The organism is Streptomyces sp. DG1A-41 (assembly GCF_037055355.1).
Taxonomy (GTDB): Bacteria; Actinomycetota; Actinomycetes; order Streptomycetales; family Streptomycetaceae; genus Streptomyces.
The window spans coordinates 2,867,625-2,879,991 of sequence record NZ_CP146350.1 but is presented as its reverse complement, the minus strand read 5'-3'; the positions used below and the strand labels follow the sequence as shown (position 1 = coordinate 2,879,991).

At 72.2% G+C, this 12,367-nt stretch carries 11 protein-coding genes and 1 pseudogene; 5 read left to right on the top strand and 7 right to left on the bottom strand.

Features of this window, described 5'->3' with window-relative positions; translation table 11 throughout:
• The first annotated feature begins 150 nt into the window (after positions 1-150).
• Positions 151-354: a hypothetical protein gene (locus V8690_RS13440; protein ID WP_338778605.1), complete on the top strand. Its 204-nt coding sequence runs from the start codon at positions 151-153 to the stop codon at positions 352-354.
• Between the two features lie 16 nt (positions 355-370).
• Here V8690_RS13440 and V8690_RS13435 read toward each other — a convergent pair whose 3' ends face one another.
• The 5 genes from V8690_RS13435 to V8690_RS13415 all read right to left on the bottom strand — a co-directional run bounded on the left by V8690_RS13435 (position 371) and on the right by V8690_RS13415 (position 5,151).
• The gene (locus V8690_RS13435) at positions 371-889 is read right to left on the bottom strand and encodes an NUDIX hydrolase (protein ID WP_338778603.1); all 519 of its coding nucleotides are present in this window, start codon (positions 887-889) and stop codon (positions 371-373) included.
• A 90-nt stretch (positions 890-979) separates the two neighbouring features.
• Positions 980-1,477 (bottom strand): excalibur calcium-binding domain-containing protein, encoded by a 498-nt coding sequence (locus V8690_RS13430; RefSeq protein WP_338778601.1) that lies wholly within the window; start codon positions 1,475-1,477, stop codon positions 980-982.
• Between the two features lie 109 nt (positions 1,478-1,586).
• Positions 1,587-2,744 (bottom strand): alkaline phosphatase PhoX, encoded by a 1,158-nt coding sequence (locus V8690_RS13425; RefSeq protein ID WP_338778599.1) that lies wholly within the window; start codon positions 2,742-2,744, stop codon positions 1,587-1,589.
• A gap of 131 nt (positions 2,745-2,875) precedes the next feature.
• A complete protein-coding gene (locus V8690_RS13420; protein WP_338778597.1) occupies positions 2,876-4,366 on the bottom strand; it encodes a HAMP domain-containing sensor histidine kinase in 1,491 nt (496 codons plus the stop codon).
• Positions 4,363-5,151, bottom strand: coding sequence for a response regulator transcription factor (locus V8690_RS13415; RefSeq protein WP_338778595.1), 789 nt, complete (start codon positions 5,149-5,151; stop codon positions 4,363-4,365). The genes V8690_RS13420 and V8690_RS13415 overlap by 4 nt, the downstream gene beginning before the upstream one ends.
• 217 nt (positions 5,152-5,368) lie before the next feature.
• Here V8690_RS13415 and V8690_RS13410 point away from each other — a divergent pair, with 217 nt between their 5' ends.
• From V8690_RS13410 to V8690_RS13395, 4 genes are all read left to right on the top strand, one after another.
• Complete coding sequence (locus V8690_RS13410) at positions 5,369-5,974, top strand: carbonic anhydrase (RefSeq protein WP_338778593.1); 606 nt, start codon at positions 5,369-5,371, stop codon at positions 5,972-5,974.
• Positions 5,975-6,768: 794 nt separating this feature from the next.
• Entirely contained in the window at positions 6,769-8,451 is a 1,683-nt protein-coding gene (locus V8690_RS13405; RefSeq protein ID WP_338785339.1) for a SulP family inorganic anion transporter, read from the top strand.
• Positions 8,452-8,583: 132 nt separating this feature from the next.
• Positions 8,584-9,066 carry a MarR family transcriptional regulator gene (locus V8690_RS13400; RefSeq protein ID WP_338778591.1) on the top strand — a complete coding sequence of 161 codons (483 nt, stop codon included), beginning with the start codon at positions 8,584-8,586 and terminating at the stop codon, positions 9,064-9,066.
• 119 nt (positions 9,067-9,185) lie between these two features.
• Positions 9,186-10,325: an extracellular solute-binding protein gene (locus tag V8690_RS13395; RefSeq protein WP_338778589.1), complete on the top strand. Its 1,140-nt coding sequence runs from the start codon at positions 9,186-9,188 to the stop codon at positions 10,323-10,325.
• Positions 10,326-10,450: 125 nt separating this feature from the next.
• Here V8690_RS13395 and V8690_RS13390 read toward each other — a convergent pair whose 3' ends face one another.
• Positions 10,451-11,389: a superoxide dismutase gene (locus V8690_RS13390; protein WP_338778587.1), complete on the bottom strand. Its 939-nt coding sequence runs from the start codon at positions 11,387-11,389 to the stop codon at positions 10,451-10,453.
• A 117-nt stretch (positions 11,390-11,506) separates the two neighbouring features.
• Positions 11,507-12,347, bottom strand: a pseudogene (locus V8690_RS13385) (maleylpyruvate isomerase family mycothiol-dependent enzyme).
• Positions 12,348-12,367 lie beyond the last annotated feature (20 nt).

The window sequence follows — 12,367 nt, the reverse complement described above, 5'->3', positions numbered from 1 at the left end:
CCGTCGGCGGTCCCCGACCACCCTCACCGATCGCGGCGGCTCCGGGCGCACGGAGGAGAGCGGGGGCGCACCTTGTGCGGAGGTGCGCCCCCGCTCTCTCGCGATCCGTTCAGGTATGGGAAGGGCCACCGACCCGGACCCCCGGGCCTAGTGCGCCACGACCGCTGGGTCCTGGACCTGCGGCCCGCCCCGGGGCCGACCCACCCCTGGTTCGCCGAAGCCCGGCCCACGCGCAGTGCCGGCACCGCCTGTCCGCAGGAGCGGAACTGGTTCGACATCGCGCCGGGCCGCTGCTTCGACGTCCTCATCCATCAGGAGCGGGTGCGGGCGGCGGACCTGCTGTCCAGGTCCTGACGGGCCTGACGGGCCTTCATCGGGGCAGGCCTTCCCGCAGGCATACGACGGTGCCGGTCAGGGCGGCCCGGTGCAGGGCGGTGAGGACCGGCAGCGAGGTCGCCAGGGGGGTGGATTCCAGGTCGGCGAGGGCGAACAGGCCGTCCTGGTCGTGCTCGCCGCTGCGCCTGACGGTCTGCCCGGGGGCGAGACGGCCGCCGTGGAAGTAGAAGTCGATCACCGGGCCCGTGCCCTTCACGTCGGCCCGGTGGTCGTAGCCGATGATCCGGGGCTCTCGGTCCAGGACGATGCCGGTCTCCTCGTGCAGCTCCCGGCACGCGGCGCCGACGGGGTCCTCCCCGTGGTCGAGCATGCCGCCCGGCAGCCCCCAGAGTCCGGCACCGGGCTCGTCCTCGGCGTAGCGCAGCAGCAGGATCCGGTCCTCGGCGTCGAGGAGCAGCACACATGACGCGACGATGGCCTGCGGCAGCGTCTTGACCCACTCGTCACGCGGCAGCACGCGCTGTACGTCGGTGGCGGGCACGGTCGTGTCCACGGTGATGTTCCTTCCGTCGTCCGGGCAGCCCGGGACGAGCTGCCCGAACGGTGGAACGGCCGGCCGCGCCGATGGTCACCGGCGTACTCGTCAGGTGTCGCAGGCGACTCCGTCGTTGTCACGGTCCAGGTGGGAGGCGTAGCCGGGTTCACCCCGGTGGATGGGCGCGGCGCCGGCGGCGCGGACGGCGGAGCAGTTGGCGTAGTAGACGTCCTCGGAGGCGCCCGAGCCGCCTGATCCGTCGTCTCCGGAGCCGCCGCCCGCGGCCGGTCGTGCGGTGACCGTGGTGGTGGCTCTGACGGTCTTGGTGGCGGTGACCGTGGGAGTGGGTTCCGGCTCCTTCGCGAGCGGCGTCGCGGTGGTGGTGGTCGTCGCGGTGACCGTGACGGTCGGCTGCGGCTTGGCGGCCGCGGGTTTCGCGTCGGTCGTCGTGTCGCCGCCCGCGCCGATGCCGGCGCCGATGAACAGGGCCAGGCCTAGCGCGGGCAGCAGGTAGCGCTTCCGGGCCCAGCGGGGCGCCGGGCGGGCGGGCTGTGGCGCGGGCGGCGCGGGGTACGGGTTGTGCGGGCCGGCGTACGGATTGGTCATGGTCATCCCCCCAGCGGTGACACGTGAGGGGATGACCGTAGGTCCGGGCGGCTCCGGATGAGGGAGGGGTGACCATTTTGTGATGGTCACGTGAAGGCGGATGGTGCGGTTACGCGCGGAACGGGCCCGTCACCTCGTAGGTGATGCCGCCCGAGGAACTGCCGCTGGTGCCGCGCTGGCTGGAGAAGTACAGGCGGGTGCCGTCCGGGGAGAAGGCCGGGCCCGTGATCTCCGAGCCGGACTGGCCGTCGACGCGGAGGAACGGCGCGACCACGTCGGCGGGGGTGATGACGCAGATGTCCATGGTGCCGCCGTCCTCGGCGACGAAGAGGTCACCGGAGGCGGAGCCGGTGACGTTGTCGACGCCCGTGAGGGGGGTCGTGCCGCTCGTCACCAGGGAGTCGTCGTAGGCGAGTTCGATGGTCTGGGCGGCGGCGTTGTACTGCCAGACGCGGTTGTCGCCCTTCGTGGTGAACCAGCAGGTGTCGTCGGCGTAGTAGCAGCCCTCGCCGCCGTTGAAGCGCTTGGCGCCGGAGACCTGGCCGCGGGTGGCGGTCGCGCCGGAGGGGTCGGGGACCCGGGCCCAGGTGACCGGGCCGCTCGTGCCGCTGCCCCCCACGAGGACCTCCAGCGTGCCGGAGGACAGGTCGCCCCAGGTCGTCGGGCGGAAGCGGTAGAAGCAGCCGTCGGTGACGTCCTCGGTCAGGTAGACGACCTGGCGGACCGGGTCGGCCGCCGCCGCCTCGTGCTTGAAGCGGCCCATGGCGTCGCGGCGCACCGCCGCCTTCGTGCCCCAGGGGTCGGTCTCGTAGACGTAGCCCCGGTCCACCTCCTCGCAGGACAGCCAGGTGTTCCAGGGCGTCTTGCCGCCGGCGCAGTTCTGGCGGGTGTTGGACAGGATGCGGTACGCCCCGGTGATCGCGCCGGTCGAGGAGAACCTCACCGCGCTCGCGCCGCCCGACGGGTTGATCTCGGAGTTGGAGACATAGATCCAGCCGGTGCCGTCGGCGTAACAGGCGCCGCCGTCCGGGGCGTTGTGCCAGGTGTACGACGTGGTCCCGACCCGCTGGCCCGACCGGGCGATCACTCGGCTGGTGAAGCCGCTGGGGAGTCTGATGCCGTTGGCGTCCGGGGAGCCCAGCGGCCCGTAGGGGCCGGTGCCGGGCTGGGCCGGGGCCGCGTACGCGGCCCCGCGCCACAGGGTTCCGCCCAGGGCGGCCGATGTGCCGCCGAGGACGGCCGCACGCAGGAGGCTACGACGTTCCACTCTCACTCCAAGAGGTGCCGTACCGCCCTGCCGCCGGTCGACGGCAGGGTTGTGCGTGGGGGAGGCGGGAGGGACGCTAAGCGGACAGGGTTGACGGAGCATGGACAACTCGTGGCCGTGGGACGGCAGGCTCACGCGGGCAGCGCCGGTGCCTCCCGTCTCCGGCCGCCTCTCGGCCGGTCGGTGCCCGGTCCGGGTCCCTCGGCCGGCGGTCGTACGGACGGCAGCCGGATCACCACGTCCAGGCCGCCCGTCACCGCCGCGTGCAGGGTCGCCTCGCCGCCGCTGGCGTGGGCGAGGCGCTGCACCAGGGCGAGGCCGAGTCCCGAGCCGCCCTTGGGAGCGCCCGGGGCGCGCCAGAAACGGTCGAAGGCGCGGGCCCGCTGCTCCTCCGTCATGCCGGGGCCCTCGTCGGTGACGTGCAGGTCGACCCAGCGGGGGCGGCCCTCGCGCAGCGCGCGGCGGGGCGGGGCCGGCACCCGCAGCTCGATCGTGACGGTGCTGCCGGGCGGGGACGCCCGCAGGGCGTTGGACAGCAGGTTGTCCATGATCTGCTCGACGGCTCCCGGCACCGCGAGCACCGGGCCGACGCTGCCCGCGAAGAGCACGAGGGAGACGTCCTCCCGGGCGAACAGGGGCTGCCAGGTGCGGTGCCGTTCCGCGCAGACCGCGCCCAGGTCGACGGGGGCGGGGATCACCGCGTGCTCCTCCAGCCGGGCCATCGCCAGCAGGTGCCCGACCATCCGGGCGAGCCGGTCCGTCTCCGTGACGGCGGCGGTGAGGCTGCCCCGGGCCCGGGCGGCGACGTCCGGCTCCAGGTTCTCCAGGCGCAGCCGCAGCGCCGCGAGCGGGGTCTTCAGCTGGTGCGAGGCCTCGCCGGCGAACGCCCGCTGGGAGGCGAGCAGATGGGCGAGGCGGGCCGCGGTGCGGTTGAAGGCCGCGGCCAGACTGCGTACTTCCGGTGGGCCCTTCGTGATCGTCACCGGGGTGAACCGCCCGCCGCCCTCCGCCAACTCGTGCGTCGCCCGCTCCAGTTCGCGGATGGGGCGGCCGGCCCAGCGGGCGAAGGCGAAGCCGACCACGGCCACCGCCGTCAGCACGGCCAGTCCGCCCAGGCCGAGCAGCATCCACACGTGGTGGACCCGCTCGTGCACCGTCCGCGTGGGCACCGTCAGCCACACGGCACCCGCCGGCCGCGCCTCCTGGCCGACCGGCGCGGCCACCGACAGGTACTCGACCCCGCCGATCGTGGAGGTACGCACGTCCACCGTCGAGGTGCCCCTCAGCGCGGCCGCGATGCCCGGCCGGTCGGCCAGGGCGCCGGACACCGAGGGATCCATCGGATGCGAGGTGGCCAGCGGCACGCCCGAGGCGCCGACGACCACCACCTTCCCGCCGATGCGGCGCGCGCAGTGCGCCACCCGCGCGGGCAGGTCCCGCTCGGCCCGCCCCGCCGCGAGGGACAGCGCGGCGTACGCGGAGACCGACTCGGCCTCGTCCTTCGCCGCGTTGACCACCTGCTCCCGCTCCCCGCGCGAGTAGACGAAGCCCAGCGGGATCTCCAGGCAGAGCAGCACGAGCGCGGCGAGACTGAGGTAGCCGATCAGCAGCCGGCGGGTCATGGAGAGGCCACCTGCGGGGCGTTCGGCCCCGTGTGCACCGCCAGCCGGAAGCCGACGCCCCGCAGTGTCCTGATCCACGCCGGGTGCCCCAGCTTGCGGCGCAGCGCGGCCACATGGACGTTCAGCGTCTTGGTCGGGCCGTCGTAGTGCGGATCCCAGACCCGGTCGAGGATCTGCTGGCGCGAGTAGACCGCGCCCGGGTCCTCACTGAGGAGCGCCAGCAGGTCGAACTCCTTGGGGGTGAGCAGCACGGGGGAGTCGCCCACCCAGACCTGACGGGTACGGCGGTCCACCACGAGCGGGCCCGGGTCGTGCGGGGGGTCGGGGGCCGGGTCGTACGTGGGGGAGGGGTGCGGTTCGTAGGGCAGCGGCTCGGGGGTGCCGGGTGTGTGTGGTGTGCCCGGGGGTTCGGGGAACGGCTGCTGGGTGCGTTGCGTGCGGCGGGTCACCGCGCGGACCCGGGCCACGAGTTCCCGCACGCTGAAGGGTTTCGCCAGGTAGTCGTCGGCGCCCAGTTCCAGGCCCAGGACGCGGTCGGCCTCCTCGCCGCGGGCGCTGAGGATGACGATGGGCACGTCCGAGACCTGCCGGATGCCGCGGCAGACGTCGATGCCGTCCATGTCCGGCAGTCCCAGGTCGAGCAGGACGACGTCGTTGTACGGGCCTCTCAGCCCGTCCGCACCGGTGGCGACGTGGTCGACCGTCAGCCCGAAGTGGCCGAGCCCTTCGGTGAGCGGCTCGGCGATCGTCTCGTCGTCCTCGATGAGCAGCACTCGTAGGCCCATACGTCCTGTCTCTCCGTGAAGCCGGCATGAATCCGGGCAGCGTGAATTCGCATTCTCCGCCCTGGAGCTCACACGCTACAAGAAGACCGTTCGTCTGGGTATCCGGACAAAGAATGTTCAATTCCTGGCCGGGCTCTGGAGTTTGCCTAACCTTCCGCTGTAGGTCGTCCGTCTACGGTGGGGCGCGCAGAACGAAATCGCACCTCAGGAGGCGGAGTTGAAGGCATTGCTGGACCGTGCCCGCACGTTCAGGACGCGCGTTGATTTCGACAGCGGCGAATACCGGAAACTGGCCGAAGGGCAATATCCGGAGGCGCTGTTCATCACCTGCTCGGACTCCCGGGTCATCCCCGCACTCATCACGGGCGCACGGCCCGGGGAGATATTCGAGCTGCGCAACGCGGGCAATATCGTGCCGCCCTACGGACATCCAAGGGCCTCGGGAGAGGCGGCCACCATCGAGTACGCACTGGAGGTGCTCGGGGTTCAGGACATCGTGGTGTGCGGTCACTCACACTGCGGCGCGATGGGCGCGCTGAAGTCCGGCGACGACCTGTCCGCCCTGCCCGGCGTGGACGCCTGGCTCCACATCGCCCGCCCCGAACTGACCTCCGTACTGGAGTCCGCGCCGGACGACCCGTCGCTGCCGGAGGTATCCCAGGGCAACGTCGTCAACCAGCTGACAGCGCTGCGGAGTTACCCGGTGGTGCAACAGCGGCTCGACACGGGGCGGCTGCGGCTGCACGGCTGGTACTACGAGGTCGACACCGGGTTCGTCTACGAACTCGGCGACGACGGCGCGTTCCGGGTGCATGCCGCGTGAGCGGGGCGCATGCGCGGGGGCGGGCACGGGGTGGCTCCGCGCCGGGCGGCCGGGCGGCAGGTCCGGCGGGAGACGCGGCGGACCGGGGGGCGGCTGGTTCGGCGGGTGGCGCTGCGGATTGGGGATCCGGCGGTTCCTTCGAGGGCTCGGGGGACTGGGGTGCGGGTGGCTCCGCAGGGGGTTCGGGGAACTGGGGTGCCGACGGTTCCACGGAGGGCTCGGGGAGCTGGGAGTCGAGTGGCTCCGCACGGGGCTCGGGGGAGTGGGGTGCGGGCGGTCGCGGCGAGGGCGCGGCGGGTTGGGGGTCGGCTGGTTGTGACGGGGGTGCGTCGGACTGGCGGACAGGCGGCTCCTCGGAGGACGCAGCGGAGTGGGGGGTCGGCGACTCCGCGCGGGGCTCGGGGGACTGGCAGGCCGGAGGGCCGGTGGGTGGTTCGGCGGGAGGTGACGGGGGCTGGGGGCCGGGCCGACCGGCGGGCGGTTTCCTGGGCGGCCGGTCGGGTGGCCCGGGCGGCGGCCTGGCGGGAGACCCGGCGGGAGGCGCTGCGGGTCGACGGTCGGGCGGACCAGGGGGCGGTTTGACGGGCGGTCGGTCGGGTGGCCGGGGCGGGGGCCCGGCGGGGGGCGTGAGTCGGCTGTCGGGTGGATCGGGGGGCGGTGTGACGGGCCGCTGGTCGGGTGGCGGCCTGGCCGGGGGCGCTGCGGGGCGGCGGTCGGGTGGATCGTCCGGTGGACCGGTGGGCGGCTCGGCCGGAGGTGCCGTGGGCGGTGTGCTGGGCGGGCTCGTTCGCAGTGTGGCCGGTCGTGTGCAGGGCGCCGCGGCCAAGGCAGACCTCGTCACCGACATCACCGCCTCGCTCGTCGTCTTCCTCGTCGCCCTGCCGCTGTGCATCGGTGTCGCCGTCGCCTCCGGTGTGCCGGCCGAGCTCGGAATCATCTCCGGGGTGATCGGCGGTCTGGTCGTAGGCGCGGCACGCGGCAGTACGCTCCAGGTCAGCGGGCCGGCCGCCGGCCTCGCCGCACTCGTCGCGGAGACCGTGGCCGAGGTCGGCGTGGCCATGCTCGGCGTGATCGTGCTGTTCGCCGGGCTCCTCCAGATCATCCTGGGACTGGTGCGGCTCGGCCGGATGTTCCAGGCCATCTCGGTCGCCGTCGTCCAGGGCATGCTGGCCGGCATCGGCGTGCCGCTGATGTTCAGCCAGGCCTATCCGATGGCCGACGCCAAGGCCCCCGGCACGGCGATCGAGAACATGGCCGGCATCCCCGGACTGCTGGCCGGGATCCTGACCGACCGGCAGGCGATGATCGCCACCCTGCTCGGTGTCGTCACGATCGTGCTCAGCTTCGTGTGGAAGAAGGTGCCGGGCAAGGCCGGGAAGATCCCGGCCGCACTGGTCGCCGTGGGCATCGGCATCGTGGTCGCCGTGCTGCCCGGCGTGGACGTGAAGACGCTCCAGGTGGGCAATCTGCTCGCGTCCGTGGCGGTGCCCGGGCCGGAGCAGTTCGCCGGGCTCGCGGACGGGGCGGTCATCACCGCCATCCTCACCTTCACGGTCATCGCGTCCGCCGAGAGCTTGTTCACGGCCGCCGCCGTGGACCGTATGCACAGCGGCCCGCGCACCCGCTACAACACCGAGCTGATCGCCCAGGGCGCCGGGAACACCGTCGCGGGCCTCCTCGGCGCGCTCCCGATCACCGCGGTCGTGGCCCGCAGTTCGGCCAACGTCCAGGCCGGGGCCAAGACCCGGCTCTCCCGGACCCTGCACGGCCTGTGGCTGCTCGCCTTCGCACTGCTGCTGCCGCAGGTGCTCGCGCTGATCCCGATCTCGGTGCTCGCCGGTGTCCTCGTGCACAGCGGCTGGAAGCTGTTCGGCCCCGCCGAGTTCCCGAAGATGTGGCGGCAGGACAAGGGCGAGTTCGCGGTGATGACGCTGACCACGCTGGTCATCGTGGTGACCGCGCTGCTGGAGGGCGTGCTGATCGGCCTCGCCGCCGGCATCGTGCTGGCCGCGCTGCGCATGTCCCGGACCGCGATCCGCCAGCACGTCGAGGACGACACGGCGAAGGTCGTCATGGCCGGCAACGCGACGTTCCTGCGGCTGCCGATTGTGATCGAGGCGCTGGAGGCCGCCGCCGCGTCCGGGAAGCAGAGGATCCGGCTCGACCTGACCGGCGTGACCCACCTGGACCACGCCTGCCGCAACCAGGTCGAGGAGTTCACCGCTCAGCAGCGGGGACTGGGGCTGCGGGTCGAGCTGTTGATGCCGGGGGAGCCGAAGCCGTCCGGCGACCGGGCCGCGGCGCCCGCGGGAGAGGCCCAAGCACCCCTGCCCAAACGGCCTGTCACGGCCACGGCCGAGGAACCGTGGGGCGAACCAGTGAGGGAACCCTCCCCCTGGCCCACCGCCGACGCCGAGTGGTTCTACCTCGACACCCGGCCCCTCCCGGACGACCAGCGGTCGAGCCCGGTTGGCTGACAGGGGCCCGGGTCCGATGGCCAGGCCCTCCTCCCCGCACCTGCCACGGTGGCGTGCGCGCCTGAGCTTCACCGCAGCCTCGGAGAGACGAACCTCGAGGGAACTCTCTACAGTGCGATCCATGGAACCCCGTTGGCTCTCCCCGAGGAGCAGCGCGCCTGGCGCGCCTACCGCGACCTCAGCCTGGTGCTGGAGGACGCTCTCGACCAGCAACTGCGACACGAGGCCGACCTCAGCCACCTGTACTACTCCGTGATGGTGTTCCTCTCGGAGGCCCCCGAGCGACGGCTGCGCATGACAGACCTCGCCGAACAGCTGAAGATCGCCCGGACACGGCTCTCCTACACCGTCAGCCGCATGGGGGAGCGCGGCTGGGTGCGCCGCGAGGACGCGCCGGGGGACGGACGGGCCCAATTCGCCGTGCTGACGGACGAAGGGCTGACCGCCCTCCAGCAGGCCGCCCCCGGTCACATCGCCACCGTACGGGCCGCCGTCTTCGACCGGCTGACGCCTGAACAGGCGCGCGCCTTCGGTGAAGCGTGCGAGATCATCCTCTCCGGCCTCACGGGCCCGGACCGCCCGGCCTTCCCCGCCGACCTCCCCTGGCGCCGCTGACCTCCTCCAGAGGCAGCCCAGCGCAATATCTTGCAAATTTGCAATACCGGTCCTAAGGTGAAACCAGATGCTTGAACTATCAAGCATCCCTTCTTGTCCCCACCACGAAGGAACCGAGTGTGAACTCCCCCCGCAAGGCATGGGCCGTCGCCGCCGCCCTGGGCGTCCTGGCTGCGAGCGGTGCCACCATCGCCGCCGCCACCCCTTCCCCGAAGTCCGCCCCCCGGCACACGAGCGGAGAAGACCAGCTGCAAAAGCTGTACAAGGAAGCCGTGGCCGAGGGCGGCCGTCTGGTCGTCTACGCCGGCGGTGACAAGCCGGGCCAGGCGGACTACCTCAAGGACGCGTTCGTCAAGAAGTTCCCCAAGATGAAGGTCGACATCGTCGTCGACTTCAGCAAGAACCACGACGCCCGCGTCGACAACCAGATCGCCGAGCACCACGTGGTCGCCGACGTCGTCCACCTCCAGACCGTCGACGACTTCCCGCGCTGGAAGAAGGAAGGGGTGCTCCAGAAGTACAAGCCGGTCGGCTGGGACAAGGTCTTCGACCAGATCAAGGACAAGGACGGCTACTACACCGGCCTGTTCTTCTTCGCCTTCTCCAACGTCACGGCCACCAGGCTCGGCGACGACGCGCCCGTCGAGGCCGAGGACTTCCTCAAGCCCGAGTTCAAGAACAAGCTCGTCTTCACCTACCCGAACGACGACGACGCCGTCCTCTACTACTTCAAACAGCTCACCGACAAGTACGGCTTCGACTACCTGAAGAAGCTGCTCGCCCAGAACCCGAAGTTCGTCCGCGGCACCCAGGACTCCGCCGACCTGGTCGGTTCCGGTGACTACGTGGCGAGCTTCGGCACGAGCGGAGGCGTCTCGGGCCTCGCTGAGACCACCCTGCCGAAGAAGTCGCCGTGGGTCTCCTGGCCGCAGACCGGTGCCATGCTCAAGGATGCCCCGCACAAGGCCGCCGCCAAGCTCTACCTGAGCTGGCTGCTGTCCAAGGAAGCCCAGCGCGATTCCATCGGCACCTGGAGCGCCCGCACCGACGTCGCCGCGCCGGCGGGCCGCAAGGGCATCTTCGACTACGCGAACATGAACCCGCTCGGTCTCGGCGAGTTCATGAGCGACCGCACCGCCCTCGACCGCTACAAGGCCCGCATCAACCTCTATGTCGGCGACGTCAAGGGCGTGAACCCCTCCGACCCGAAGGGCGTGCTCGGCCTGTACCCCGTCACCCAGGACGGTAAGCAGGGCTGACGGCCTGTTGCCGCAGCCCTCTGCTCCCCACCAGAGGGCTGCGGTCCGACCTGTGGATCACAAGAGCGCCCGTCCCCAGGCTGGGGGCGGGCGCCGTCCGGAGCGGGGGCTGAGCCGTAGGACGCCTACAGGGAAACGGCCACCGCGTTGAACGTCGTCTCCGGCGTCTGCGGGCTGGTGAAGCGGGCGTTGACCAGGTAGAGGCGGTCGCCGTAGCGGGCGGCGGTGGTGGGGACGTCGAAGCGGGGGTCGGTGATCGTCCTGGTCAGGGTGGCGGTGGTGGCCTTCCGGTCGAGGTCCCAGACGGTGATCTTGTTGAGGCGGTTCTGGACGACGTACAGGGTGCGGCCGAGGCGGACCAGGCCGTCGCCGCCTGCCACGTCCGTCGCGCCCTTCAGCGTGACCTTGGCGGCGCGGCCGGTCCTGAGGTCCACGGTGTACAGCTGACCCGCGTTGACGACGATCAGGCCGCGGCCGTCGGGGGTGGGGACCAGGCCGTTGGCGCTGTTGGTCCCGGCGGGCGCCTGCACCCACTCGCCGGTGAGCGGGAGGGCGCGGACCTCGCCCCGCCGGCCGCGCGGGACGCCGTGGAGGACCGCGGCACGGGAGTCGGTGAACCAGGCGCGGTCCTCGTGCAGGACGACGTCGTTGATGAACGGGGCGGCGTCCCGGGTGAGTTGACAGGTGGTGAGCAGCTCGCCGGTGCGTGAGTCGACGATCTTCGCGGTGCCTGAGGCGCCGCCGGCCACATACAGCAGGCCGTCACGGTCCAGCTTCAGGCCGATGGACGCCAGACCGGCGGCGCCTTCGTGCAGGACACCGCCCTTGCCGGTGCGCAGGTCGGTGCGGTAGATCGCGCCGTTCGCGCGCGAGCCCATGTACGCGTACGGCCTGCTTCCTATGGTGATCCCCTCGGGGAGCCAGCCGTCGGGCAGCGGGAACTCGGTGGGCCAGCGGGTCCCGGGAGCGGCCTGCGCCGTGCCGGTGCCGGCGGCCACCGCGAGCGCGGCGACGGCCCCGCCGAGCAACGTCCGACGGGACGGCTGGGGGTGGTTCCGAGTCATGGTCGGGCCTCCGTGGAAGGAAGGTGGGGATGTGACTCATGAAACGCGAAGGACCCCCGGCACGGCAGTCGAGTCGGTGAATTCGACAGCAACTCGACAGCCGGGTGCGGCAGTTGATCAGTAGACGATCGACACGATCCGGCACGCCGCCTCGGAGAGCCGCCGGTCCCCCTCGACCTGGGCCCTCGCGAGGGCCTCGGCCGGCTGGACACCCCGTGTGCACAGCCGCCAGGCGGTCTCCGTGTCCAGCTCCACGTTGGCCGCGCAGGCCGTCGGAGTCCTCCGCCAGGGACCAGCCCTCCGGCCCGGCGGTCACGGTCCAGGTGCCTCCGCCCGGGCCGGTGACCGTCAGCTCCACGCGCGTGCCGGCCGGCGCGGCGGTGTCGCGCAGCGTGTGGGGCAGGGCCCGCATGAAGGTGTCCAGGACCATGGACAGGGCGCGCGGCTCGGGGTCGGTGCCCAGCCCGGCCACGTGCCGGATCTGCTGCCGGTGCGTCCAGTACTCGGTGAACTCCCGGGCGCAGTCCAGCCACATCGGCGCCGGGTCCACCCCGGCCCAGGACACGCCCAGGGACGGCGCGTCCAGGTCGGCGTGCGCGAAGCGGCGGGCCAGTTCGGTGCCGGCCTCGTCCAGCGCGTCGACGAGCGAGTCCGGGGCCGTGTCCCGGTGGCGGTCGACCCACTCCTGGTTGGCGCGGTGGATGAACGCCTCCAGGGTCTCGCCCGGCGCGAAGGCGCCTAACTCGCGGCGGCCGAGGCGGGCCGAGTAGTCGCCGAGGACGTGAGCGGCGACGTCGTGCACGGTCCAGCCCGGCACGGCCGTCGCGTTCCACTGACCGGGCGTCAGACCCCGCAACAGGCCGAGCAATGCTTCGAGTTCCGGCTCGAACAGCGGGCGGGCGTCGATCGGGGGGCCGAGCCGGGAGAGGCCGGGCCTGTCGTTCGGCTGCGCAACCATGCCCCCAGCCTGCCAGGCCC